We start from the raw sequence: 25,488 nt of genomic DNA on the forward strand, positions 1-25,488 counted from the left end.
CACGGAGTGTGTCTACTACTTTGCCAGCGCCTCCCACGCCGTCTCCCGCTCGGCGTGCAGTTCCGTCAGCCGCGTCCACGCTTCCTCCGTCGGCGCGGCCAGCCATTCGGCCTGCGCCGCGGCCAGCTCGCGGGTCAGGTCCACCAGCCGGGCCAACTCCTCGTCCGAGTACCGGCCCCGCAGCGCCTCCAGGAACTGCGCGGCCATCCGCCCGTGCAGCTCGGCGAGCTGCCGCAACAGCGGCCGCGGCATCGGCGTCGCCGCCAGCTCGCCGGAGTCCGGGGCCAGCAGCGCGATCTCCCCCTCGCTCAGCGGCCCGACGCCGGCCGGGCGGTGGATCTGGTCCGTCGGCTCGTCCGCGGTCCAGTCGGCCGGTTCCGGCTCCCCCCGGCCCGGCGGCGGCAGCTCCACGTCGAAGTCCGTCTTCGGCGTCGTTCGGCGGGCCTCCAGCTCCGCGATCTCGCCCGGCGACAGGTCGAACCCCTTCGGCCGCCGCGCCGTCTGCGTCGAGCTGCTCTGGTCCGGAACCCGCGGCACGGCCCGCGGCACGTCGTCGAACGACACCAGGCCGTCGTCGTCCATCGGGTTCGGGTACGTGCAACTCATCACGAACCGGCCGACGGTCAGCTCGTCCGCTTCCCCGAGGCGGGCGAACCGCGTGGGCGTGCCGTTCACCAAAATCCGCGTGTGGCCGGTGAGATCGACGACCCACAGGCCGTCCGGCGTGTGCAACAGGTAGCAGTGCCGCGGGGCCACGTCCGGGCCGCCGAGGTGAATCTTGCACTCCGGCGCGGACCCCACGAGCGTCAGCACGCGGTTCACCGGCCATCGTGTGCGGTCGGCCTGCCCGGTGCGGAACTCGACGGCCACCGGCGGCAGCCCGGCCGGCACGTCCGGCCCGGCCACGAGCGGGTGGAACGTCGCGCCGAACGGCGCGGGGTGCGGCGACACCGGCTGCGTCAACCGCAGCGCGAACGGGCCGACGGCGATCGGCTCCCGCGGGAACATCCACCCGTAGGGGTGGCGGCCGTGGTGCCACCGGACGCCGGCCCGCGTGCCGAGGTCGCCGACGAACACCTGCCCGCCGATGACTTGCAGGAACGCCGCCTGCGGTTCGATCTCGTCCGAGCTGAGCGCGATGTCGCACGCCGAATCGCGGCCGACGAGCGCGAACGGCTGCTGGAGGACGCCGGTGGCCGCGACCGTCCCGTCGAGGTACTCGACGGCGACTTCTAACGGGGCGAACGCCCCGCAGCTCGTCGCGAACCGGGCCAGCGCGGTGGGGTTCAACGGGCGTCCTCGGACTTCCGGGTGAGGCGAAACTATCAACTATAGAGCAAACCGGCGAACGAGGGGAAGAAGCGCCACCGCGCACGATTCGCTCTTCCGTCCTATGATTGCTGACTCGCTTCCCTGGCGCATCGTCGGCCGAAAATTCGGCCCGGCGCGAAACCGCGGACCGAGAATCGCCCGGACCTCACCCCGCCTCGCACGGCCGCCCGTCCGGTTATAACGATTTTGCTATCCTGACACGACACCGCCCGCTCCCCGAACCGTGACGTGCCCGTGGACCCGCAACCGCTCGCCGATGTCGTTCGCTCCCGGCCGTGGCGGCTCGTCGTCGTCGTCCTGCTCGTCGGCGTCGGGTTCGCGTTCCACAACGCCATCCCGGACATGGTCCGCGTCTGGTTCACCCAGGCCGACTACTCGCACGGCGTCCTCGTGCCGGTCGTCGCCGGCTACCTGCTCTACCAGCGCCGCCGCCGGTTCCCGCCGCTCGTCGAGTGGCCGGAGCCGCTCGGCCTCGTCCCGCTCCTCGCCGGCCTCGCGATCTCCGTCGCGGCCGGGACGTTCAACATCGCGAAGGAGTTCGGCCAGGGGGTCGGCCTCATCCTCGCGCTCACCGGCGTCGTGCTGATCGTCCTCGGCCGGCCGGGGCTGCGGTGGGCGTGGCCGGGCCTCGCGTTCCTCGTGTTCATGGTGAAGCTGCCGGACCGTATTGAAATTTTGTTCACGTTCAAGCTCCGGCAGATCGCGACGCAGTCGAGCAACTTCGTCCTGCAAACCCTCGGCTACCCGTCCTACGTGGCCGGGCCGAGCGGGACGGTCATCACCGTCGGCGACGTGCGGCTCGGCGTCGAGTGGGCCTGCTCCGGCCTGAGCATGGTGCTGACGTTCGTGGCGATGGGGGCGGCGTTCGCGCTGCTCATGCGGCACCGGCCGCTGGGCGACCGGGTGTTCGTGTTCGCCAGCTCCATCCCCATCGCCATCCTGTCGAACACGATCCGGATCGTCGCGACGGCGATCGTGTACGTCGCGGCGGACAACAAGGACAACGTCTGGAAGTGGATCGGGGACAAGATCGTCCACGACCTCGCCGGGTGGCTGATGATGCCGCTAGCGCTCGGGTTCCTGTGGCTGGTGCTGAAGGCGATCGACTGGCTGTACGTCGTGCCGCCGCCGCCGGAGCGGGACGAGGTGCTGAAGGTGGCGACGGCCGCCGCGGCCGCGAGCTGGGTCGTGCCGGAGCGGGCCGACGCGGACGACCCGGACCTGGCCCCGAAGAAGCCGCCCACGCCCGGAGTGCCGTCGTGAACTCGGACCGGATGGCGCGGGAGTTCCCCTGGGTGCAGCGGTCGGCGGACAAGTTCCTGCCCCGCCGCGTGTTCGGCTGGCTGGCGCTCGGCGTGGCCGTGTTCACCGCCTACGGCAGCTTCGTCCCGTTCGACTTCCACGCCCGCGACCTCCGGGAGTCCGTCGGCGCGTTCCGGTGGGCGGTCGAGAACCGCGCCGGGATTCAGTCCCGGTCGGACGTGACGGCGAACTTCGTCCTCGGCCTGCCGCTCGGCCTGTTCCTCTTCGCGTGGCGGCTGCTCGACCGCGAGCCGCGGGTCCGCACGTTCGTCGGCCACTTCGTCTTCTGGTGGCCGTGGTGCGTGGCGTTGGCCGTGGCCGTCGAGTACGGGCAGCTCTTCTTCCCCGGCCGGACCACGTCCGGGTCGGACATCCTCGCGCAGGCCGCGGGGTCTGCGGTCGGGATGCTCCTGTACGCCGCCGTCGGCCAGCGGGCGGTGGACCACCTGCGGAACCTCTTCGACCGGGACGGCTACCGGTCCCCGGCGGTCGGGCTGCTCGTGCTGTACGTCGCGGCCCTGGCGCTCGCGCAGCTGCTGCCGTTGGACATCTCGGCCAGCCCGGCGTCGTGGGTCCGCAAGTTCAAGGACGGGCAGGTCACGATCGGCCCGTTCTCGGAACTCGACGCGAACCCGGCCGTCCCGGCGTGGCGGAAGGGCCAGGCGTGGCTGGAACTCGCGGCCGTGTACCTGCCGGTCGGGCTGATCCTGGGGTTCGTGCCGTTCGCGATCCCGGTCCGGCCGGAGGGCGGGCCGGCGTGGCCGGCGGCCGTGCGGGCCGGCCGGCGGGTCCTCGGCTTCGGCCTGCTGTTGGCGTTCGCGCTCGAAGCGGGGCAGTTGCTCGTGATGTCCCGGTCGCCGAGTACGACCGACGTGCTGCTCGGCGGCGGGGCGGTGCTGCTCGGCTGGCTGCTGGCCGGCGGCATGGGCGTGCGGGCCGCCGGCGGGGGCATCGACGTGGAGGCGGCGCTGATCCTCGGCCAGGCGTGGCTGCTCTGGCTGGCCGTGGCCGCGTGGCTGCCGTTCGAGTTCGACAACACGATCGCCGACGGCCGGCTGACGCGGATGAACTGGGTCCCGTTCGCGCACACGCAGGAGAAGGTCAGTTACATGGGCGCGCTGGAAGAAGCGGTCATGCGGATGCTCGCCTTCCTGCCGTTCGGCGTGGTGGTGGCCGCGTGCGGCCCGGCGACGGCGGCGAACCGCCGGTCCCGCATCGTGGCCGGCGGGCTGCTCGCGGCGGCGCTGGCGGCGGTCGTGGAGGCGGGGCAGTTGTTCATCCCGGAGCGGGTGGCGGCCCCGACGGACGTGCTGTACGCGGCCGTCGGCGGCGCGGTCGGGGCGGCGGGCACGTCGTACCTCCGCCGCCGGCTGGCGGCCGACGTGCCGTCGGTCGGGCTGGAGACGACGCCCCCGCCGGCGAACCCGCTGGACCTAGACGACCCGCTGAAGCTGGGGCTGGGGTAGAAACAAGGCGAGCGTCGTGGGGGGGGGGGGGGGGGGGTGGGGGGGGGGGGGGGGGGGGGGGGGGGCGGGGGGCGGCGGGGCCGCCCCCCCCCCCCCCCCCCCCCCCCCCCCCCCCCCCCGCTCGCCGATGCGTGTTTCGGAGGTTTCGCCCGTGCGGTTGTTGTTCGTCAAAGAGCGGATGGCGTGGCCGCGGGCCAGCGGGCACGACGTTCACACGTTCTACCTCATGCAGGCGATGGCCCACCTCGGCCACGCCGTCGCCCTCGCCACCGTCAAGCCGGCCCCGGCCGAGGCGCTCGCCGGCGGCGGCCTCGACGCCGAGTATTGCTTCGACGACCAGTCCCCGCCGACGCCGGACGAGGGCGCGTTCCCGATTACCCTCACGAAATCGCAGGAGAAGTTCCGCAACTACTGGGGCGTGGACCCGGCCCGCGTCCGGTGGACGGCCGCCGCCGCGGCCGACTTCCGGGCGGACGCCGTCGTCGTTTCCGGGCTGGCGATGCTGCCGTACCTCGGGGCGCTGCCGGCGGACACGGCGAAGGTCTGGTACGCGGCCGACGAGTGGGTGTGGCACCACCTGTCGCAGGTCCGCCCCCTCCGCAAATCGACGTGGGCGGAGGTCAAGCCGGCCGTCGTGAAGGGCTTCTACCAGCGGGCGTACCGGAAGTTGCTCGACCGCGTGTGGGTCGTGTCGGCCGCCGACGCGCGGGCCTTCCGGTGGTTCAACGGCGTCCGCCAGACGGACGTGATCCCGAACGGCGTGGACGCGGTGCTTTACTCGCCGGGCGACGAGGACCAGATGCCGAACTCGTGCGTCTTCTGGGGCCGGCTCGACTTCGGGCCGAACATCCAAGCCGTCGAGTGGTTCGTCAAGAACGTGTGGCCGCGGGTGCGGGGGGCCGTGCCGGACGCGACATTCCAACTCTACGGCTTCCAGCCGACGCCGGCGATGCGCGCAGTGGCCGGGCGGGACGGCATCGAGCTGGGCATCGACCTGCCGGACATCCGGGCGGCGGTGCGGTCGCGACAGGTGGTGGTGCTGCCGTTCGTCAGCGGCGGCGGGATCAAGAACAAGCTGCTCGAAGCGGCGGCGATGGGGATGCCGGTGCTGGCGTCGCCGCGGGTGGTGGCCGGGCTGAACGGCTCCCCGCCGCTGGCCGTCGCGCGCTCGCCGGGCGAGTGGGCGGAGAAGCTGGTTTCGCTCTGGCGGGACGCGGCGGCGCGACAGCACCTCGGCCGCGAGGCGCGGGCGTGGGTGACGGAGCACCACACGTGGACGGCGGCCGCGAAGGTCGCGCTGGCGGGGTTGGAAACGTGCGTCGCCCACGAACCGGCGAGCGTCGGGGCGTAAGCGTGAGCGGCGACGGGATGCCACGTCTTGTGGAACCCTGAGCGGAAGCGACGGGGTGGAGGCGCTCCACCCCGTCGCTTCCGCTCAGGGTTCCACAAAACAAGTCGATGCGACGAGAAATGTTCCCTGCGAGTGATTTGATTTCGCCATGAAGCAATACCTGTTCCTCATCGCCCTCATCGCGTTCGGGTCGTTCGCGTCCCTGTGGTGGACGCCGTACGCCGGCGTCGCCCTGTACTACCTGTTCGCCATCCTCCGGCCGCAGTACCTGTGGGAGTGGCAGCTGCTCGACATGCCGGTCCGGCTGCCGTGGTCGTTCATCGTCGCGTCGGCCGCCATCGGCGGCTACCTCCTCTGGTCCGCCGGCATCCTGTCTTACGGCCGCCGCGAGAGTTCCCTCATGCGGTACCGGCCGAAGTTCACCGTCGCCCACTGGCTCATGATGCTGTTCGCGTTCTGGGTGTCGATGAGCCACCTGACGGCGAAGAACCCGGCCCTCGGCGAACTCTGGTACGGCGAGTACCTGAAGATCTTCGGCATGTACTACCTCGCGTCCCGCGTCGTCCGGACGCCGACGCAGGTGTGGGGGCTGTACATGCTCATCATCGTCGCCATCGGGTACATCTCGATCGAGATGAACCACATCTATATCAGCACCGGGAAGCTCATCCTCGCGAAGCGGGGGTTCGCCGGCCTCGACAACAACGGGGCGGCGCTGATGCTCTGCCTCGGCGTGCCGCTGTGCTACTTCGCCTGGGAGTTCACGCAGAAGTGGTACAAGTGGCTGTTCCTGCTGCTGATCCCGGTCATCATGCACGCCGTCCTCAGCACGTACAGCCGCGGGGCGATGATCTCGATGGTCATGGCCGCCCCGTTCCTCATGCTGTTCTCCCGGCGGCGGAAGTTCCTGCTCGTCGTCTACCTCGTCATCGGGGCAATGATCCCGTTCATGGCCGGGAAGGAGATTCAGGACCGGTTCTTCAGCATTCAAGAACGCGAGATGGACGACAGCTACCGCAGCCGGATGACGAGCTGGCGGATCGCCATCGAGATCGCGCTCGAGTACCCGATCTTCGGCGTCGGCGTGCGGAACTCCGGGGCCGAGATGTTCCACCGCGGGGCGGACATGGAGGGCCGGACGATCCACTCGCAGTACTTCCAGATCGCCGCCGACAGCGGGCTGTGCGCGATGGTCATCTACCTGGGCGTGCTGGCCGCGACCGCGTACTGCATCGTGCGGGCGTCCGTGCGGCTGTGGAACCGGACCGACTTCGAGTCGATGCGCGCCCGCGCCATGCTCGGCGGCGTCACGTGCTCGCTCATCTCGTTCTGCATCGGGGCGCTCGCGCTGTCGCTGGAGGTGTTCGAGGTGTCGTACCTGCTCTTGTTCCTCGGGGCGCAGGTGTGGGCGCTGTTGAACGCGACCGACACGCTGCGGCCGGCCCCGATGGCCGGTGCGCGGTGGTCGCCGGCCGTCCCCGTCCCGGTCACGCGGACCCGCGCGGCGGTCCCGCCGTCCCGGCCCGGCCCGCCGCCACAGCCGGCCCGCGCCTGATGGCCGCGCCGCTGCCGCCGCCGAAGGCCCGCGTCCCGCTCGTGATGGCGGAGCTGGACCGGCTCTACCCGCAGGCGAAGACGGAGCTCGACTTCCGCACGCCGCTGCAGCTCATGGTCGCGGTCATGCTGTCCGCGCAGTGCACGGACAAGAGGGTCAACCTCGTCACGCCGGCGCTGTTCGCCCGCTTCCCCACGGCCGCCGACTTCGCGACCGCCGACCGCGCCGAGTTGGAAAACTACGTCCGCACGACCGGCTTCTTCCGGAACAAGGCGAAGAACATCCAGGCCGCCTGTCGCGTGCTCGTCGAGAAGTTCGGCGGCGAGGTCCCGCGGACGCTGGAAGAGTTGCTGGAACTCCCCGGCCTCGGCCGGAAGTCCGCGAACTGCGTCCTCGGCGACGCGTTCGACACGCCGGGCATCACGGTGGACACGCACGTCGGCCGCCTCTCCCGGCGGCTCGGCCTGACGCGGCTGACCGACCCGGTGAAGGTCGAGTTCGCGCTCATGAAGCTGATCCCGCAGGAGGCGTGGACGGACGTGAGCCACCAGCTCATCCTGCACGGCCGCCGGGTGTGCGAGGCCCGCCGGCCGAAGTGCGAGGCGTGTACGCTCGCCCACTTGTGCCCGAAGGTCGGCGTCAAGAAGTGACCGCGAACGCACTATATAGCCGTCGGCTTGCCGGCGGGGTTTGGGCGTCGCAAAACCCCGCCGGCAAGCCGGCGGCTATATAAATTCCGGTTACCGCTAAACGATCCCGGAGTTCCCATGTACCCCACCCGCACGCTGCTCGACCGGTTCCTCCGGTACGTCCGCATCGACACGCAAGCGGACGAGAAATCGACGACCTACCCCAGCACGCCCGGCCAGCTCGTCCTCGGCAAACTGCTCCGCGACGAACTCCTCGCGCTGGGCCTGACCGACGCCGTCCAGAACGAGCACGGCCTCGTCTTCGCCACGATTCCGGGGAACGTCCCCGGCGCGCCCACGATCGCGTTCAACAGCCACGTCGATACGTCGCCGGAAACCAGCGGCAAGAACGTGGACCCGCAGGTCGTCCGAAACTACCCCGGCGGCGACATCGTTCTGCCGAAGGATTCGTCGAAGGTCATCCGCGTCGCCGACTCGCCGGAGCTGAAGGACCTGGTCGGCAAGACGATCGTGACGACCGACGGCACGACGCTGCTCGGCGGGGACGACAAGGCCGGCGTCGCCGTCATCATGGAACTCGCCCGCATCCTGACGGAGAACCCCGGCATCCCGCACGGGCCGGTCCGCGTCGTCTTCACGTGTGACGAGGAAATCGGCCGCGGCGTCTTGCACCTGGACCCGAAGGACATCGGCGCGGTCGTCGGGTACACGCTCGACGGCCAGGGCGTCGGCGAACTCGAAGCGGAAACCTTCAGCGCGGACAAGGCGACGGTCACGATCACCGGCGTGAACATCCACCCCGGCATCGCGAAGGACAAGATGGTCAACGCCGTCCGGCTGGCCGGCGAGTTCCTTGAGAAGCTGCCGAAGAACCGCCTCTCGCCGGAGACGACGGCCGACCGGGACGGCTTCCTTCACCCGTACATCGTCGAGGGCGGCGTCGGCAAGGTGACGCTGCACGTCCTCCTCCGCGACCACGAGACGGCGAAGCTGGCCGAGTACGCAACGATCCTCAACGACGCCGCGAACGCGGTGATGAAGGACCACCCGCTCGCGAAGATCGACGTGACCGTGACGCAACAGTACCGGAACATGCGGGAGGGGATCGCGAAGGAACCGCGGGCAATGGCCTACGCCGAACAAGCCGTGAAGCGCGCCGGCTTCCCCGTGAAGCACTGCATCATCCGCGGCGGCACGGACGGGGCGCTGCTCACGGCGAAGGGGCTGCCGACGCCGAACGTCTCGACCGGCGAGCACAACATCCACTCGCCGCTGGAGTGGGTCTGCCTCGAAGAGCTGGACGCGAACGTGCGGGTGCTGATCGAGTTGGTCCAGGTGTGGGCCGGGAAATGACGGTCACTTCTGCCGGGCCGCGGCGGCGGCCCGCCGCCACTGACGCGCCATGTCGTGGTAGCCAAGCCCTTCGCTCAAGGCGGCCAGTTCCAGCCGGAGGTCCGCGTCCCACGGCCGCCCCTCGGCCCGGAGCGTCAGTTCCGTGACCTTGTCCAGGTCCCGCTGCACCCGGTCGGCGGCCCGCAGCAGCCGGTCGGCGTCGGCCGGCCGCCCGGCCTGGGCGTAGGCGGACCCCAACAAGAACGGGACGCGGTACGTCCGCGGGGGGATGCCGTCCGCCCGCTCCAGCAGCGGGATCGCGTCCGCCGGCTCGCCGTCGTCGAGGTGGAGTTCGGCCCGCAGCCGCAGGGCCGCGGCCAGGTCCGGGTCGGCCGGGCCGGCGGCGGCGAGGGCGGCGGCGGCCAGGTCGCGGGCCGGGGCCGGGCGGCCGAGGCCGCGGTTCGCCTCCGCCCGGGCGACCAGCCACACGGTCGTCTGCGGCGTCCCGGCCGCGACCGCCTCCCCCGCCAGGGCCAGCACGTCGGCGTACTTCCGCAGCCGGAGCAGCGCGTCGGCCAGTTCCGCGTACACCTCCCGCCGCTCGTCCGGCGTCAGGTCGCGGCGGAGGGCCTCCCGGTACGCCCGCTCGGCCCCGTCCGGGTCGCCGGTGTCCGCCAGGACCGTGGCCACCATCCGGGCCGGCCGGCCGTCCCGCGGGTCGATCCGTTGGACCTCCCGCCAGTGGTGCAGGGCGGTCGTCAGTTGCCCCAGGTCGTAGGCGAGGGTGGCCATCCGCCGGTGGGCCTCCTCGTCCTCCGGCCGGCCCGCGAGCACCGCACCCCAGGCCGCGACCGCCTCCTTCCGGTCCCCCAACCCCTCGTGGCAGCGGGCGGTAAGGGCGAGCAGGTCCCGCCGGCGGGGGTGGGCGTCCGCCCCCTGGAACGGCCGGAGCGCCCGCAGCGCGGCGAGCGGCCGGCCCCGGCCCAACTCCCCCTCCGCCCGGATCAGCCCGGCGGCCGGCGGGTCCGTCGCCTCCAACCGGTCGGCGTACCACAGCGCGTCGTCCACCCGCCCGCCGCGGGCCGCCTCTAGCCCGCGGGCGAACCGGTAGTCGGGGCGGGTGACGGCGTACCGCCACCCGGCCAGGCCGACGGCGACGGCGGCGAGGGCGGTCAACCGCACCAGCAACCACATCCGGGACGACACGGCGGGATTCCTACTCGGGGGATCACTTCGGCCGGACGGCCGCGGCCGCCTTCCGCCACATGGCCGCCACGTCCGGGTAGCCCATCCGTGTGCTCAGGTCGGCCAACTCGACGCGGATGTCGGCGTCCCACGGCCGCTGCTCGGCCTCGCGGGTCAACTCGGTGATCCGGTCGAGGTCGCGGCGGAGGGCCTCGGCCGTCTTCCCCATCGCGTCCGCGTCCGCCCGGCGGCCGACCTGCGCGTACGCCTGCGCCAGCAGGAACGTCACCCGGTACGCCCGCGGCGGCCTCGCGTCCGCCTTCTCCAGCAGCCGGACCGCCTCGGCCGGCTGGCCGTCGTCCAGGTGGAACTGCGCCCGCAGGTACAGCGCCGGCGTCGCCTCCGGGTCGGCCGCCAGCGCTCGGGCGAGCACCGCCTTCGCGTCGGCGGCGCGGCCGACGCCGTGGAGCGCCTCGGCCCGGCCGACGAGCCACCCGGCCGTCTGAGGCACGCCGGCCGCGACCGCCTCCTCGGCCATCGTCAGCATCTCGTCGTACTTCCGCAGCTTCAGCAGGCTGTCGCCGAACTCGGTGTACGCCTCCGCCCGCGCCGCCGCCGGCAGGTCGCGGCCGAGCGCCTCCCGGTACGCGGCCGCCGCCGCCTCGTGGTTGCCGAGGTCCTGGTGGATCGTCCCGGCCATCCGGGCCGGCTTTCCGTCCCGCGGGTCGAGCCGCCCGACCTCCCGCAGGTGGTGCAGGGCCGTCGCCAGTTGCCCCAGGTCGTAGGCGATCACCGCCAGCGACCGGTGGGCGTCCACGTCGTCCGGCCGGTCGCGGAGGAGCAGCCGCCAGGACGCGATCGCCTCGCGGGTCTTGCCCAACGCCTGGTAGCACCTCGCGGACAGGGCGAGGCCATCCCGCCGGCGGGGGTGGGCGTCGGCCCCCTGGAACGGCAGGAGCGCCCGCAGCGCGGCGAGCGGTTGCTTCTGGGCGAACTCGTACTCCGCCCGGATCAGCCCGGCGGCCGGCGGGTCACTCGCCTCCAACCGGTCGGCGTACCACAGCGCGTCGTCCACCCGCCCGCCGCGAGCCGCCTCCAGCCCGCGGGCGAACCGGTAGTCGGGGCGGGTGACGGCGTACCGCCACGCCGCCAGCCCGGACGCCACGACGGCGAGGGCGGTCAGCCGAACCAGGAGCCACTTCCGCGACGACACGACGGGTCCAACGGGGCCGGGACGAGGGGTGGAAACACGAAAGACCTGCCCCGCGGGGGCGGGACAGGTCCGGGCACGGGTTCGGGGGCCGGGCGGCTACTTCTTCTTATCCTTGCTCGACAACTCGATCGACACCGGCCCGGCGGCCGGGACGATCTGGTCGGGGATGGCCCCCGGCTTGAGGTACCGCTCCGGGATGGCCGACTTCTCCGGGGCCTTCCCCGCCTTCTTTTCCTTCTTTTGCGCGTTCTGGGCGTTCAGGTACTCCTGGTAGGCGGTCCGCATGTCCTCGCCGGACGCGGAGCCGTTGTTGTCGGCCTGTTGGGCCGGGGCCTTCTTGACCATGACCTTGTACGTGCCGGCCGGGACGCCGTCGTTGCTGCCGGTAATCAACTTGAACTTGCCGTTGGCGTTCGTCATGCCGCTGGCGGCGACGCCGGTGTCGGACGTGAAGTGGACCATCGCCCCTTCGAGCGGCTCGTTATCGACGGTGACGACGCCCTCCACCGGGTAATACTTCGCGCCGCCGCCGCACCCGCTTATGACCGAGCAGCCGACGAGCACGGCGAACGCCAGGGTCCAACGAATCGGGTTCATGTGCGAGTTCCAATGAGAGAGAGCGAGGGAGGCAACGGGTTGCCTCCCTCGCGGGTGTAAACGGGCCGAGTCGCACGGGGCGTCACGGCGAGTTGACCGGCAGCCCGTCGGACCGGGCCCCGAGGAGGTTGTACGTCCGCATGTCGATGTTCTGGTTGACGAACCGGACCGTCCCGTCGCCGAACAGGAAGTTCGCGCCGCCGGTGTGCCGGGACTTGAACCCCCAGGAGACGGCCCAGTTGTTGGGCGGCTGCCGCTTCAGGTCGGTGCTCCCCAGCGTGCCGTTGATGTCGATCGGGAAGTTGATCGGGACGATGGTGGCGGCGTGGCAGACGCCGCCGTTGGCCCGCATCCAGCTGCCGTTCCCGTGGTGGTCGTGCCACGCCGGGAGGATCTCGCCGATGGCGATCGTGTTGGACGTGCCGTCGGTGATGCCGGCGATGTTAATCTTCGCCCCCAGCCGGGTGCCGAACCCGAGCGTCCAGCGGGTGTCCTCGGTGTTCCCGTGGCCGGTCCACCGGTTCGGCTCGTTCCGGTAGCCCCAGTCGCCCAGGCTGTTGTTCTGCGGGAACTCGTGGATGGCGAACGGTTCCGGCGACCCGCCGTGGGACGGCAGCGGCATCGGCCCGATGCTCATCGAGTAGTTCGACAGCGTCTCGTTGGTCCGCTCGCCGTCGCTGGGGCAACGGTAGTTGGCGGACCCCTTGTACCCGTTCCTCAAGAGGGTCGGCAGCGGGCCGATCGGCGGCGGGTCGTTGACCTGCCACTCGTAGCCGACGTTCCTGGTCTTGAACCCGCCCGTCATGTCGGACATGACGCGGAACGACGGCTCCTGTTCCATTTGGGGCATCGTCAACGTCATCCAGCTCGGGCCTTCCCCGTTCGCCCAGTCGATGTTGCCGGCCGTGTCCTTAAGGTAGAACCCGCCCTGCGGGAAGAACCCGTTCACGTCGTGGTAGTTGTGCAGCGCGAGGCCGAACTGCTTGAGGTTGTTTTGGCACTTGGACCGGGCGGCCGCTTCCCGGACCTTCTGGACGGCGGGAAGCAACAGGCCGATGAGGATGGCGATGATGGCGATCACGACCAACAACTCGATCAGCGTGAACCCCCGTGCGAGGTGACGCGACCAGCGCGTCAGCCCGGATAATGAGAGAGTCATGGAGTCCTCACGACAGAATGAAAAGAGAAGAGTTCCAACATCCGCGAGTATCGACAGGGGCGTCAACCCTGTCAAGCAGAAATTTCGCAATTTCTCGTGAATTCTGAACCTTAACTACCAGATTCAACTTCTTGGCCCGAAACGGGTATCGGTTGCGGGCGAAAAACATGTCCGATCGTCAGGGCTTTTTCGGTGAATCGGCCCGCCGCCGGTGGTATTCCGCCTGCCGGGCGTCCCCCGCCGCCAGATAGTGCCGGGCGAGGATCGCGTGCGCCGGCGGGTGGTCCGGGCGGATCATCAAGGCCGATTCCAGCCACGCCAGGCCGTCGTCCGTCCGCCGTTGCCGCAGGCAAATCTCCCCGGCCCGCGTCCGCAGGTCCGGGTCTTCGGGGGACTCCTGAATCTTCGTGACCGTCTGGCCGAGTTGCGCCCGGTCGGCCAGGCAGTCGGCCCATCGCTTCTCCGCCGCCGCGGCCGCGTCGGCGTGCCCGAGCTGGCGGTGGCACTGGAACAGGGCGTGGAGCAGTTGCGGGTTGGACGGGTCGAGTTCCGCCGCGCGGGTCAGGAACGGCAGCGCCTCGGCCGGCCGGCCGTCGTCCAAGACGATGCGGCCGAGGGCGGACAGGGCCGGGGCGAACCCCGGCCGGGCGGCGAGCGCCCGCTCCAAAAGTTTGTCGGCCGCCGCCGCGTCCCCGTCCAGCGCCCGGCAGTCGGCCAACAGCGTCAGCGCCTCGGCGTCCGTCGGGTGGGCGGCCGCGAACGCCTCCAGCCGGCGGGCGAGGTCCGGGGTAACCTTCTTCGACTCCACCAGCAGGGTGGCGAGGTACACCAGCGAGGACCGGTCGTCGGGGTCGAGGTCCACGGCCTTCTGGAACGCGGCGACGGCCGCGGCCCGCCGCGGGATCCGCTGCAGGCACTCGCCCAGCAGCGCCCACGCCCGCGGGTTGTTCGGCCGCTTTTCCGTCCAGAGGGTCGCGTTCTCCGCGACGGCGAACAGCCGGAACCGGGCGAAGTCGTAGGGGACCAGCACCTCGGCGATGAGGTGGGCGTCCGGGTGGCCGTCCCGCAGGCACTTCCGCAGGTAGAACTCGTACTCGCGGGTCAGGCGGTTGTTCTGCGCCTGGATCAGCGCCGTCTCCAGGTCGATCGCTTCGGGGACCCAGTCGAGCGCCTTCGCCCGCGCGAGGTGCTTCTGGGCGGCCGGGAAATCCCCGGTCCGGCGGCTCGCCTGGGCCGCCAGGAACTGCACCTCGGCGCTGTCGGCCCGCGCCGGCAGCACGGCCGCGACCTCCCGGAGGGCGGCCGCCGGGTCGTCGGCGTCGAGCGCGGCCTTCGCGGCGGCGATCCGGCCGTTCGTCCGCCACTCGCCGACGGCCCACCAGACGGCCCCGCCGAGGACGCCGACCACCACCACCCAGACCGCGACCCGCCCGACCCGCCGCATGACTCGTTCCCCCGCTGCCCTGCCCCTGGTACGCCCGGCCGCGTCACCGCGTTCGGTCGGCGTACCACCGGCGGTACTCGGCCTTCTGGTCCGGCTTCGGCGTCAGCCCGACGGCCGTGTCGAGGCCCGCCCGCCCGCCGGCCGCGTCCCCCTGCTTGTGCCGGCACAGGGCCAGGTACAGGTGCGTCGCCGGCAGGTGCGGGTGGACGGCCAGCGAGTCCCGGCACGCCGCCTCCGCCTTCGCCCACTCGCCCGGCGGGAGCAGCGTCATGACCTTCAACGTCCGGTAGTCCACCAGCCGCGGGTTCAGCCCGACGAGCCGGTCCGCGACCTCCCCGGCGTCGGCGTACCGGCCGGCCGCGAGTAGCGCGTCGGCCAGCTTCGCCAGCCCGTCCTCCCCTTTCGGGTCCAGCCGGACGGCCGCCCGCGCGGCCCGGACGGACAGGTCCGGGTCGCCGGCCAGGGCGTGAACGTCCGCCGCCGCCAGCCGCGCCGCCCGGTCGCCGGGCCAGAGCGTCAACGTCTGCTCCAGGTCGGCCCGCGTCCGGCCGACGAACGGCGACCGGACGGCCGCCGCCCGCGGCATCTGCCGCAGGGCGTCCGCGAACCCGACCCCCAAGTCCCGGTCCTGCTCGGCCGGCGGCACGTGCCTCGACGCCGCGAACACGACCAGCGGGTCCGCGCCCGGCGGTAGTGCGGACGGCGGGTTCGACCCGGCCGGCCGCCGCAGGACGCGGTGGTCGGTCGTCGCCGTGTGCGGCACGTTGGAACTCTTGTCCCGCGGCATGTGGCACGCCACGCAGCTGTCCGCGGCCGTCGCCCGGTCCGCCGCCGGGGCCGTGCAGCCCTTCGTCTCGTGGCACGTCAGGCAGCGGGTCCGGTAGAACGCGGCCGCGTTCGCCGGCCCCGGCTTCGCGTGCGGGTCGTGGCACGACACGCAGTCCAGCTTCCCGGCGCTCGCGGTGAAGCACTTGCTCACGTGCATCTGCTCGAACTGCCCGACCGAGTGGTGGTAGTCGGTGATCGTCGGGTGGCGGACGTGGGTGTTGACGAACGCCTCCCACGGCAGGCCGGGCCGGTACTCGTACACGTCCCGGCCGCGGCGGACGACGCGCGCCTCGCCTTGCAGGTGGCACTGCCGGCAGACGCCGGATCGAAGGTCCGCCGACAGGTGCTTCGGGTTCACGATGGCCGTGTCGATACCGGTCGGCGCGGCGTTGGCGGTCCGTTCCGTGACGTGCAGCTCGCCCGGCCCGTGGCACCGCTCGCACCCGACGTGCAGTTGCTCCGGCAGGGCCGCGGCCAGCCGGTTGACGCCGCCGGCGATGTCGGCCTGGTTGACGTGGCAGAACAGGCACTCGCGGCGGATCGGCCGCCGCCCGCCGCGGCCGAGGTCGAACCCCGGTGACAGGTCCCACTTCCCGGCCCCCTGGCCGAACCAGCTGATCGGCGTCTGGAAGACCGACCCGTCTTCGATCGCGAGGTACGACCGGCCGCGGGTCCCGGACCCGACGGCAATCGTCGCGAGGAGGACGTGGTCCGGCAACGGGTTCCCGGCCCCGTCCTTCGCCGACGCGACGTGCCGGTCGCCGGCCGGCGTTTTCTCGACGCGGAAGTCGTACCCCTGGGCCGCGAACCGCGGCGACGTGTAATCTTCCGGCGCGCCCGTCGCCCCGACGCGGGCGGCGGACCGGCCCATCGGGTGCTGGTGGTAGCTAGCGTCGATGGCCGGGTGGCAGCCGGCGCACGCCGCGTCGCCGACGTACTTCACGCCCGGCTTGACGTTCCGGTACGGCGTCTCGAACGTCTCCCGCGGGTCCGGCGGCGGTGGGTCGGGGCGGAGTTCCTCCTCCGCCGGCGGTGGGGGGGCGAGCGGCGGCGCGGGCGCGATCCAGACCCACGCCCCGACCGCGGCCGCGACGACGACCAGAGCCAACCCGATCCGCCACGGGAGCGAAGCCATGAGCCAATCCCTCGGTGACGCCGACCCTCACCAAGTTACCGCATCCGGCGGCGGACGGCCCGCGTTTTAATCGGTCCCGGCCGACGGCGGGAGGGTGCTGTTCCGGCTGCCGAGCCAGCGGTAGGCGTCGATCGCGATCGTGTCGCGGACGAACCGGACCGACCCGTCGCCGAACCCGAAGTTCGCCCCGCCGGTGTGGACGCTGCGGAACCCGTAGTACGAACTTTTCGCCCAGTAATCCAACGGCGCGTCGGCCCGCGAGAAATACGGCCGGGTGTTCAGCGGCACGTTCGTCGTCGCGTGGCTGTCGCCGGGGTGGGCCCGCACCCACGTCGTCGTCCCGGTCCGCGGCTGCCCGGCGAACGCCCCGCTCGTGAACGTGAACCCGGTCATGACGTAGTGCATCTCGCCGACGAGCAGCGTCTGGGACGTGCCCTTCGTGACGTGCGTGAGGTTGACCTTCCCGATGTGGGGCGACACCATCATGCCGTCGTCCGGCGTGAACGACGCCTTGAGCGTGTTCCACGCGGTCAGGGCGGCCGCCCCGGTCAGCCCGTGCGACGAGTACGCCGGCGACGCGGCCGTCCACCCGGACGGGTCCACGGCCGGTTGGTAGTTCCCGCGGCACCACCCGTAGCTGGCGTAGGGCAGCGGGTACGCCTCGAGCGGCGACGGCGTCGGCATCGACGGGCAGAGGTACGCCTTCAGCGGCTGGCTCGTCAGGCTCGCGTTCGACGGCGACCCGGTCGTGTCCGTCGGGGCCAGGGCCGGGTTGTACTGCCGGGCGATCGGGTCCTGTTCCAGGTGCGACAGGATTTCGATGAACGCGCTGTGCAGGACGTAGTTCGTGCCGAGTTTCTCCAGCGTCACCACGTCCGCCGCCCCGTTCGTCGGGCCGTGCAGCGCCGTCGCGACGTTCGGCAACCGGCCGTGGACGCCGTGGTAGTTGTGCGTGGCGATCGCGACCTGCTTCAGGTTATTCGTGCAGCTCAGCCGGGCGGCGGCCTCGCGGACCTTCTGGACGGCCGGGAGGAGCAAGCCGATCAGGATCGCGATGATCGCGATGACGACCAGCAACTCGATGAGCGTGAACGCGGACCGGGATCGGGACATCGCAGGCTCCTCCGGGCGAGTGTTACGATTTTCTCAGGAGTATTACTGCGGGAGCCGGCGGGCGGTGGCCACGGCGAAATCGCGATAATGAGGGAACTCACCGTTCCTTCTCGAACCGAGGTTCGCCGTGTCGGACGTGACTCGATTCTCCGTGTCGCTGGAAGCGGACCTGCTGGCCCGGTTCGACGGGTACGTGGCGGACGGGAAGTTCGCGACCCGGTCGGAGGCGGTGCGGCAGTTGGTGCATCAGCGGCTGGCGGCCGACCAGTGGGACGGGAACGACGCGGAGATGATCGCGACGCTGACGCTGGTGTACGACCACCACAAGCCGAAGCTGGTGGAGAAGCTGATCGACGTGCAGCACGCGCACGCGAACCACGTCGTGGCGACGCTACACGTGCATCTCGACCACGACCACTGCATGGAGGTGGTGGTGCTGAAGGGGAAGCCGTCCCGCCTGCGGGCGCTGGCGGCGGAGCTGCGCGGGCTGAAGGGCGTCCACCGCGGCGAGTTGGCGCTGGCCGGCGCGACCGGCGGGCACGGGCATCACCACCACCATTGACGGCGAACGGCACGGCGTAAGTGTGCCGGTGTCGGCCTCCGCCGGCAGCACCGGCACGCTTACGCCGTGCCGTTCGCCGGGATGCCCGCCGGGCGCGGGCCGCTACCCCCGGCTCACGCCGAGGCGGCGGGTGACGGCCCGCATCGGGGCGGTCACCCGCCACGACCGGCTCGCCCGCATGTCCGCCAGCGCGTGCCGCAACCCCGCGACGTGGGCCGCCCGCTGGTCCAGTTCGTGCCGGTGGTGCAGGTCGCGGGCTTCCAACTCCGCGATCCGCGCCTCCAGGTGGCGGGTGGCGGTCGCCACCGGCTCGCACACCTTCGTGTTCGGCACGACCCCGGCCGCCCCGTGCCGGTGGGCGAACCCGATCTCCGCGTTCTCCAGCCCGACGTGCGGGAACAGCGTCAACTGGAACCCGGCCTTCGCGAAGCACCGGGCGATGAAGTCCGGCGTCCACCCGCTCTCCCACCACCCGAACTTGCGGATGCAGTAGACCGACAGCGGGTCCAGCCGCAGGCCCCAGTCCTTCCACCAGCAGGCGTTGATCGGCTCGCCGGCGAACACCACCTTCCCGTCCGGCTTCACGAACCGGCCGAGGTGCGCGACCGTCTCCCACGGCTTCAGGCTGTGGTGCAGGCACTCGTAGAAGAGCAGCATGTCGAACCGCTCGTCCGTCTCGTACTTGTCGAACTCGGACAGGACCGGCGTGATCGGCAGGCCGAGCCGCGCCGCCCGGCGGCGGACCAGCTCGACGAACAGCGGGTTGATGTCCAAGGCGGTGACCCGCGCCCCGCAGAACGCCATCGTCTCCGACGACAGGCCCCACCCGCACCCGGCGTCCAGGACGGTCGCGTGCGGCGGCAGGTTGGCGAGCATCACGCACGTCTGGATGGTCCGGGCGTGCTTCGCGATCCACCCCACGTCGCCGTTGTTGTACGGGTTGAACCCGGCCGCGTGCGCGGCCACGTCCAGCGGCGTCTGCTCCCCGTCCTGCTGGTTCAGCTGCCGGCCGGAGAGTTCCTTGTACAGTTCGACCTGTTGGGCGAAGTACTCGTCCGAGAACGGGTCGAGGGACTGGTCCGGCTTGGTGTCGAACGTCAGGGCGAAGGCTTCCACGAGCGGGGCGGCGGCCGGGTGGCCGACGCCGCCGACGGCGTCGCACGCGGCGACGAACTTGTCCAACTCGCGGGCGTGGTAGACGTACCCGGCCATGCGGCATTCCCCCAACGGTGTCGGCATTCGGAATCGCTCGCCGTATACCGCGGGCCGGCCCGGGCGGTCAAGCCGGGCCGGGTCGGGGTTGTTCCGCGATGGGCGGTAAGATATAGCGAATGGAGGGAAGACGCCGTCCGCCCGCGCCGCGGGCCGGGACGGTTCGGAGGGGGTTCGCGGATGCAATCGGCTGCTCGGTCCTACCGCTGGCTGTTCCTGGCGTTCGCCGTCGTCGGCCTCGCGCTCGACCTCGGCACGAAGTACGGGATGTTCCGCTGGCTGCACAACAACAACCAAGCCGCGGACCGCGGGGCGTTCAAGACCTACGCCTTCGGCGACACCGTCGTCCACGGCGAGTTCGACCTGATCCCCGGCTGGTTCAAGTTCACCGCCGAGTTCGACCCGGCCACCCCGCCGTGCGACTGCGACGTGCGGAACCCGCTCCAGACGTGGAGCGCTCCGGTCATGCCGCGGGTGAACCACGGGGCGCTGTTCGGCATCGGGCAGCAGCACAAGGGGCTGTCGAACGCCGTGTTCGCGTGCGTCTGCCTGTTCGCCGCGACGGCCATCGGCGTGTGGGTGACCCGCGGCAGCGCCCGCCGGGACGTGTGGCTGTGCGTGGCGCTCGGCCTCATCTTCGCCGGGACGCTCGGCAACTTTTACGACCGCGTGGTGTTCGGCGGCGTCCGCGACTTCCTGCACTTCTACAAGTTCGAGTGGCCGGTGTTCAACGTGGCCGACTGCTGCCTCGTCCTCGGGGCCGGGCTGCTGCTGGTCCAGGCGTCGTTCGCGCCGGCCGAGGCCGCCGCGCCGGCGACCGTCGAGCCGCAACCGGCCGCGACGCCGGTGCCGTAGATCGTCCACGTCGTTTGACCGCGAGGATCGCATGTCCCAGCCCGACGCCGACCCGCTCTGGTGGGCCAACCCGCAACTGAAGGAACAGCTCCTCCGCGACCCGGCGGCCGTCCTGAAGGACCGCGGGCTGACCGTGCCGCCGGAGCTGCCGACCCCCGTCGTCCACGAGTTCGTCCGCGTCCTGCACCTGCTTTGGGTGGACGGCACGGTCACGCCCATCGACCGGTTCCACATCGACCCGTCGGACGCCGGCCTCCTGTTCGGCAAGGGCGCGTGGGAATCGACCCGCACCGTCAACGGCGTCCCGTGGCTGTGGCCGATGCACCTCGACCGGCTGAAGCAGACCACCGCGCTGCTCGGCATCGACCTCGCCGCGGAGCGACTGCCGGACGAGCGACAGGTCCGCGACTACGTCCGCGGCCTGACGACCCAGGACGTGATTATCCGGCTGAACGTGTCCGCCGGGCGGCCGGGGAAGCCGGGGCTGGTCTGGATGAGCGCCGCCGTGATGCCGCTGTCGCCGGACCCGCTGCGGCTGCAAACCGTCCGCAGCCCGGTGCAGAAGGGGCAGGCGTTCCTGACGCTCAAGACGTTCCAGTACGCCACCCGCCTGCAGATCGGCCAGCTCGCGACGCGAGCCGGGTTCGACACGGCACTCCTGCTCGACGAGGCGAACAACGTCCTGGAGGCGGCGCACGCGAACATCTTCGTCCGGCTGCCGGACGGCTGGGCGACGCCGCTGGCCGACGGCGGCCTCCTCCCCGGCACGGTCCGGCAGCAACTCCTCGCCCGGTCCCCGGTCCCGATCCGCGAGCGGGTCGTCGCGGTCGCGGCCCTGAAGGACGCGAGCGAAATCTTCCTGACGAACAGCAACGTCGGCATCGTCCCGGTATCGCGGATCGACGACCGCGAGTTCAAGGTCGGCGAGGAGACGTTGAAGCTGAAGCACTGGCTGGAGCCGCAACTCCCGACCGGCATCCAGTACCGGTTCCGCGAATCCCGGCCGGCGTGACCCCCCGTTCGGAGCCTCCCCCCATGCGATCCCTTCTCCTGCTCGCGCTGCTCGCCGCGCCCGCGGCGGCCGGGCCGCGGAACGTCGTGCTGATCGTCGCCGACGACCACGGCCGCGACCTCGGCTGCTACGGCAACACGGACGTGCGCACCCCGCACCTCGACAAGCTCGCCGCCGACGGGACGCGGTTCGAGTTCGCGTTCTGCACCACGGCCAGCTGCTCCGCCAGCCGGTCCGTGCTGCTGTCCGGGCTGCACAACCACCTGAACGGGCAGTACGGCCACCAGCACCAGTACCATCACTTCGCGTCGTTCCCGTCGGTGAAGAGCCTGCCCGTGATCCTGAGCGGGGCCGGGTATCGCACGGCCCAGATGGGGAAATACCACGTCGCACCGGAGGCGATCTACAAGTTCGACACGTACCTGACCGGCCCGGCCCGCAACCCGGTCGCGATGGCCGAGAAGTGCCGCGAATTCCTTTCGGCGAAGGGGGACAAGCCGTTCTTCCTCTACTTCGCGACGGCCGACCCGCACCGCGGCGGCGGGGTTCTCGACACGGACCCGCAGAAGCCCGACCGGTTCGGCAACGGCCCGAAGTACGACGGCATCGCGGAAGAGAAGTTCGACCCGGCGAAGCTGACCGTGCCGCCGTTCCTGCCGGACACGCCGGCGTGCCGCGCCGAGTTGGCGCAATACTACCAGTCGATCGCGCGGGTAGACCAGGGCGTCGGCCGGCTGGTGCAGATTCTGAAGGACGCCGGGCGGTACGAGAACACGCTGATCCTGTACCTGTCGGACAACGGGATGGCGTTCCCCGGCTCGAAGACGACGCTGTACGAGCCGGGGATGCGGCTGCCGCTGATCGTCCGCAGCCCGGACCAGAAGGCCCGCGGCGGGGCGACGAACGCGATGGTGACGTGGGCCGACGTGACGCCGACGGTGCTGGCGTTCGCCGGGGTGAAGGACGTGGCCGGCCCGCCCGCGCGCGGCGACGCCGGCCCGGAGCTGCCGATGCGAGGCGCGGCAAAGAAGGCGGCTACGCGGCCCTACGAGTTCCACGGCCGGTCGTTCCTCGGCGCGCTGGACGAGCCGGAGCCAAAGGGGTGGGACGAGGTGTACGCGTCGCACACGTTCCACGAGATCACGATGTACTACCCGATGCGGGTCGTCCGCACGCGGCAGTTCAAGCTGACGCTCAACGTCGCCCACCAGCTGCCGTTCCCGTTCGCGTCGGACCTCGAAGCGTCCGCGACGTGGAGGAGCATCAAGAACGACCCCGACGCGCTCTACGGCAAGCGGCGGGTGAAGGACTTCATCCAACGGCCGAAGTACGAGTTGTACGACCTGTCGGCCGACCCGCACGAGGTCAAGAACCTGGCCGCCGACCCGGCGCACGCGGCGACGCTGAAGGAGCTGCAGGCGAAGTTGAAGGCATTCCAGGAACGCACCGGCGACCCGTGGGTGGTCAAGTACCAGTACGAGTAAGATGACGGCGGAGGGTTCCCGATGACGACCTTGATTAGCCCGCCGCGGCAGTTGGCGCAGGTGTTCGAGCAGTTGGCCGCGACGTGGCGGGCCGACACGCTGTACTTGTCGTCCACGACCGAGATCGCGACGCACCCGGCGTACCAGCGGATCATCGGCCTGGGGCCGCAGGTCATCCCACTGATCCTCGGCGAGTTGCAGAAGCAACCGGACCACTGGTTCTGGGCGCTGCGGGCACTGACGGGCGAAGACCCGGTCCCGCCTGCAGACGCAGGCCGCGTTCCGGCGATGGCGGCCGCGTGGCTCAAGTGGGGCCGCGAAAACGGCTGGATCGAATGAACCCACTTGAGGTCGCCTTCCCCGGCCTGGCCACGACGCCCTACCGGGTCACGAGTCCGCCGACGGCCGACTACAACTGCATCGCGTGGGCGGCGGGCGCGACGGACCGCTGGTGGTGGCCGGACGCCGCGAACGCCTCCTACTGGCCGTCGGGCGTCCCTCGCGAAGAGTCCATTCCCGCATTCTTGATGGCGTTCGCTAATCTTGGGTTCGTTCCCACGACCGATACCGGGTATGAAGTCGGGTTCGAGAAAGTTGTCTTGATGGCCAAGAACGGCAAGCCGACGCACATGTGCCGGCAGTTGCCGTCCGGCCGGTGGACGAGCAAGCTCGGCCGAGCCGAGGACATCGAGCACGAGTTGCACGCCCTGACGGGTGCGACCTACGGTGACGTTGTTCACGTCCTCCGTAGGGCCACGACTACCTAATCGGCGTCAGCGGCAGCACCCGCCGGCCGTCGCCTTCTTCGACGGCGGCAGGTCGTTCGCCGGGTTCTGGTCGAAGAAGCCGACCGGCTTCAGCAAAAACCCGATGTACGCCGCCGGCATCACCGGGTAGTCCTCCGGCCGCGGGACGTGGGTGTGCCCGAACGTGTACCACAGCACCACGTCGCCGTTCGCGATGTCCCGGTCCGCCTCCGTCCACTTCACCAGCCCGTCGCCGCCCGCACTCTGGTTCGGGTAGTCGCCGGCGGCGAACTTCTCCGCCTCGTCGAACGGCGTCACCCAGACGTGATAGTTCACGAACCCGGCCCGCTTCCGCCACCACGCGTCCGGCCCGGCCATCGGGTACGAGTTGTCCATCGGCAGGAACTTGTACCCGACCGGCTCGCCGACCGCGTTCCGCACCGCCGGGTTCACCACCTTCCACGTCCGCGCCGTCTCCAGCTTCAGGTGGTCGCGGGCCGCCTTCTCCGTCTTCAACAGCGTCGGGACCGCCGAGAACGCATTCGCGTGCGGGTTGTTCGGCCCCGGCTCATCGGGTTGCACGTCCACGCGGTAGATCGAGTTCGCCACGCCGTCGAGGTCGAAGTCGAGCCGGACGTTGAAGAAGTGCTGGTGGACCGGGGCGTACAGCTGCGGGGCGATGAGCGGGCCGTACTTCGACGTTTCGCCGGCCTTCAGCGTGCCGAGCGATAGGATGCCCGTCAGCTTGATCTCGAACTGGATGTTGCCGTCCTGGTAGAGGTACCAGAAGAAGCCGTACTCGTAGTTCTCGACGGTCGAGACGGACGAGATGACCATCCGCCGCGACCGCCGCACCTCGGGCTTGTCCGGCAGGCGGCGGTCGGTGTGCTTCCAGAGGATTCCGAAGTCTTCCTCGTGCATGCAGACGGCGTTCTTCACCGTGAGCGGCTCGCCGCGGCTGGTGCAGAGGTGCGCGTCGAGGTAGACGATGTGGCCGAGACAGTCGCACCCGAGTTCGAGCGAGTTGGCGCACATGCCCATGCCGTACTCGCCCACGTCGAACGCGTTCTTGCGGAACTGCGTCGGGCCGGGGTCGCCGTAAGGCACAACCATCTCGGTGAGTGAAGCGCGATAAAGGATCGAGCGGTCATCGTACCGCAGGTGGTGCAACGTCAGCCCCTCGCGGGCGTTGAACCCGACGACGAACTTCCAGTTCTGCCACTCGACGACGTTTCCATCGACGGTAAAGCTCGCCCCGTCCGGCTGCGTGATGTCGAGCGGCTTAATCCCGCCGCGGAAGGTCTCCTGCCGGTCGGCGGCGTAGTTCCCGGCCTGCGGCGGCAGCGGCCAGTGGCCGTGCTCCTCGACGCGGATGACCCTCATCGCGTTGAGATCGACGACGGGCCGGATGCCCTCGATCGGCCGGGCGTAGCCGTTGTCGGTCGGGTCGCTCCGCAGGAAGCAGAGCGGCCGGGCGAGGCGGCGGTTCGCCTCCTCCGGCTCGCCGTAGTTCCCGGCGCTCCAGATGTCCACCATCACGAGGCTCGTGTCCTCGACGCCGTACTGCTTCTTCAGCGCGGCGCGGAACTCTTCGCTCGCGAGGACGGCCTGCTCGCACTCGACCTGCTCGTCGATGGTCATCGTCGGCTGCACGCCGGGGACGTGCTTGAACGCAAGGACGCTATTCTTCGCGAGCGAAACCGTCGCCTCGTGGCAACTGTTCGTGGCGTTGTCGAACAGCACGGCGAACGCCTCCCGCGGCACGTTCGGCGCGCCGGCGTGGACGAGGTGCTTGTCCGGCTCCTTCAAGCTGACGGAGACGAACCGCGTCGTCGGGGTGACGCGGCCGGCGTCGGCGAGGATGGCGACGACGCGCCGGACTTCGGCGGCCGTGAGGGGTTCGAGCGGGTGCATGATGAGTCGTCGTCGGAGGGAGAAATGGAGAGGTGATGATA

22 protein-coding genes are annotated in these 25,488 nt (G+C 70.8%); 12 read left to right on the forward strand and 10 right to left on the reverse strand.

The window, feature by feature from the left end; all coding sequences use genetic code 11:
* Positions 1–15: 15 nt before the first annotated feature.
* Positions 16–1,290 carry an FHA domain-containing protein gene (locus AC5JJ2_RS13300; RefSeq protein WP_495858480.1) on the reverse strand — a complete coding sequence of 425 codons (1,275 nt, stop codon included), beginning with the start codon at positions 1,288–1,290 and terminating at the stop codon, positions 16–18.
* Between the two features lie 270 nt (positions 1,291–1,560).
* Here AC5JJ2_RS13300 and AC5JJ2_RS13305 point away from each other — a divergent pair, with 270 nt between their 5' ends.
* The 6 genes from AC5JJ2_RS13305 (at position 1,561) to pepT (ending at position 9,009) form a co-directional block, all read left to right on the forward strand.
* Entirely contained in the window at positions 1,561–2,595 is a 1,035-nt protein-coding gene (locus tag AC5JJ2_RS13305; protein ID WP_495858481.1) for an exosortase/archaeosortase family protein, read from the forward strand.
* Positions 2,592–4,100: a VanZ family protein gene (locus AC5JJ2_RS13310; protein WP_495858482.1), complete on the forward strand. Its 1,509-nt coding sequence runs from the start codon at positions 2,592–2,594 to the stop codon at positions 4,098–4,100. The genes AC5JJ2_RS13305 and AC5JJ2_RS13310 overlap by 4 nt, the downstream gene beginning before the upstream one ends.
* 151 nt (positions 4,101–4,251) lie before the next feature.
* Positions 4,252–5,451, forward strand: coding sequence for a glycosyltransferase family 4 protein (locus AC5JJ2_RS13315; RefSeq protein WP_495858483.1), 1,200 nt, complete (start codon positions 4,252–4,254; stop codon positions 5,449–5,451).
* Between the two features lie 148 nt (positions 5,452–5,599).
* Positions 5,600–7,006, forward strand: coding sequence for an O-antigen ligase family protein (locus AC5JJ2_RS13320; RefSeq protein ID WP_495858484.1), 1,407 nt, complete (start codon positions 5,600–5,602; stop codon positions 7,004–7,006).
* Entirely contained in the window at positions 7,006–7,656 is a 651-nt protein-coding gene (nth, locus tag AC5JJ2_RS13325; RefSeq protein ID WP_495858485.1) for an endonuclease III, read from the forward strand. The genes AC5JJ2_RS13320 and nth overlap by 1 nt, the downstream gene beginning before the upstream one ends.
* Positions 7,657–7,773: 117 nt before the next feature.
* Positions 7,774–9,009, forward strand: coding sequence for a peptidase T (gene pepT, locus AC5JJ2_RS13330; protein WP_495858486.1), 1,236 nt, complete (start codon positions 7,774–7,776; stop codon positions 9,007–9,009).
* 3 nt (positions 9,010–9,012) lie between these two features.
* On the opposite strand, the gene AC5JJ2_RS13335 is transcribed toward pepT, so the two are convergent.
* The 7 genes from AC5JJ2_RS13335 to AC5JJ2_RS13365 all read right to left on the reverse strand — a co-directional run bounded on the left by AC5JJ2_RS13335 (position 9,013) and on the right by AC5JJ2_RS13365 (position 17,662).
* Positions 9,013–10,194, reverse strand: a complete 1,182-nt coding sequence (locus AC5JJ2_RS13335) for a tetratricopeptide repeat protein (protein WP_495858487.1) — start codon at positions 10,192–10,194, stop codon at positions 9,013–9,015.
* Positions 10,195–10,216: 22 nt separating this feature from the next.
* Complete coding sequence (locus AC5JJ2_RS13340) at positions 10,217–11,386, reverse strand: tetratricopeptide repeat protein (protein ID WP_495858488.1); 1,170 nt, start codon at positions 11,384–11,386, stop codon at positions 10,217–10,219.
* Between the two features lie 96 nt (positions 11,387–11,482).
* Complete coding sequence (locus tag AC5JJ2_RS13345) at positions 11,483–11,983, reverse strand: carboxypeptidase-like regulatory domain-containing protein (protein WP_495858489.1); 501 nt, start codon at positions 11,981–11,983, stop codon at positions 11,483–11,485.
* Between the two features lie 82 nt (positions 11,984–12,065).
* The gene (locus tag AC5JJ2_RS13350) at positions 12,066–13,142 is read right to left on the reverse strand and encodes a DUF1559 domain-containing protein (protein ID WP_495858490.1); all 1,077 of its coding nucleotides are present in this window, start codon (positions 13,140–13,142) and stop codon (positions 12,066–12,068) included.
* A gap of 178 nt (positions 13,143–13,320) precedes the next feature.
* Positions 13,321–14,586, reverse strand: a complete 1,266-nt coding sequence (locus AC5JJ2_RS13355) for a tetratricopeptide repeat protein (RefSeq protein ID WP_495858491.1) — start codon at positions 14,584–14,586, stop codon at positions 13,321–13,323.
* A gap of 43 nt (positions 14,587–14,629) precedes the next feature.
* Positions 14,630–16,549, reverse strand: coding sequence for a tetratricopeptide repeat protein (locus AC5JJ2_RS13360; RefSeq protein WP_495858492.1), 1,920 nt, complete (start codon positions 16,547–16,549; stop codon positions 14,630–14,632).
* A gap of 66 nt (positions 16,550–16,615) precedes the next feature.
* Complete coding sequence (locus AC5JJ2_RS13365; RefSeq protein ID WP_495858493.1) at positions 16,616–17,662, reverse strand: DUF1559 domain-containing protein; 1,047 nt, start codon at positions 17,660–17,662, stop codon at positions 16,616–16,618.
* 136 nt (positions 17,663–17,798) lie between these two features.
* Between AC5JJ2_RS13365 and nikR the strand changes: the two genes are divergently transcribed.
* The gene (gene nikR, locus AC5JJ2_RS13370; protein WP_495858494.1) at positions 17,799–18,224 is read left to right on the forward strand and encodes a nickel-responsive transcriptional regulator NikR; all 426 of its coding nucleotides are present in this window, start codon (positions 17,799–17,801) and stop codon (positions 18,222–18,224) included.
* Between the two features lie 102 nt (positions 18,225–18,326).
* On the opposite strand, the gene AC5JJ2_RS13375 is transcribed toward nikR, so the two are convergent.
* Entirely contained in the window at positions 18,327–19,463 is a 1,137-nt protein-coding gene (locus tag AC5JJ2_RS13375) for a class I SAM-dependent methyltransferase (protein ID WP_495858495.1), read from the reverse strand.
* A 153-nt stretch (positions 19,464–19,616) separates the two neighbouring features.
* Between AC5JJ2_RS13375 and lspA the strand changes: the two genes are divergently transcribed.
* Genes lspA through AC5JJ2_RS13400 form a run of 5 tightly spaced genes read left to right on the forward strand, consistent with a single transcriptional unit; the run spans position 19,617 to position 23,554 of the window.
* A complete protein-coding gene (gene lspA / locus AC5JJ2_RS13380; protein WP_495858496.1) occupies positions 19,617–20,291 on the forward strand; it encodes a signal peptidase II in 675 nt (224 codons plus the stop codon).
* 31 nt (positions 20,292–20,322) lie between these two features.
* Entirely contained in the window at positions 20,323–21,303 is a 981-nt protein-coding gene (locus AC5JJ2_RS13385; protein ID WP_495858497.1) for an aminotransferase class IV, read from the forward strand.
* A gap of 23 nt (positions 21,304–21,326) precedes the next feature.
* Entirely contained in the window at positions 21,327–22,787 is a 1,461-nt protein-coding gene (locus tag AC5JJ2_RS13390; protein WP_495858498.1) for a sulfatase family protein, read from the forward strand.
* Between the two features lie 21 nt (positions 22,788–22,808).
* The gene (locus tag AC5JJ2_RS13395; protein ID WP_495858499.1) at positions 22,809–23,126 is read left to right on the forward strand and encodes a hypothetical protein; all 318 of its coding nucleotides are present in this window, start codon (positions 22,809–22,811) and stop codon (positions 23,124–23,126) included.
* Positions 23,123–23,554 carry a DUF7689 domain-containing protein gene (locus AC5JJ2_RS13400; RefSeq protein ID WP_495858500.1) on the forward strand — a complete coding sequence of 144 codons (432 nt, stop codon included), beginning with the start codon at positions 23,123–23,125 and terminating at the stop codon, positions 23,552–23,554. The genes AC5JJ2_RS13395 and AC5JJ2_RS13400 overlap by 4 nt, the downstream gene beginning before the upstream one ends.
* A gap of 6 nt (positions 23,555–23,560) precedes the next feature.
* On the opposite strand, the gene AC5JJ2_RS13405 is transcribed toward AC5JJ2_RS13400, so the two are convergent.
* Positions 23,561–25,447, reverse strand: a complete 1,887-nt coding sequence (locus AC5JJ2_RS13405) for a primary-amine oxidase (RefSeq protein ID WP_495858501.1) — start codon at positions 25,445–25,447, stop codon at positions 23,561–23,563.
* Positions 25,448–25,488: the final 41 nt, after the last annotated feature.

It is taken from the genome of Limnoglobus sp. (genome assembly GCF_059499385.1).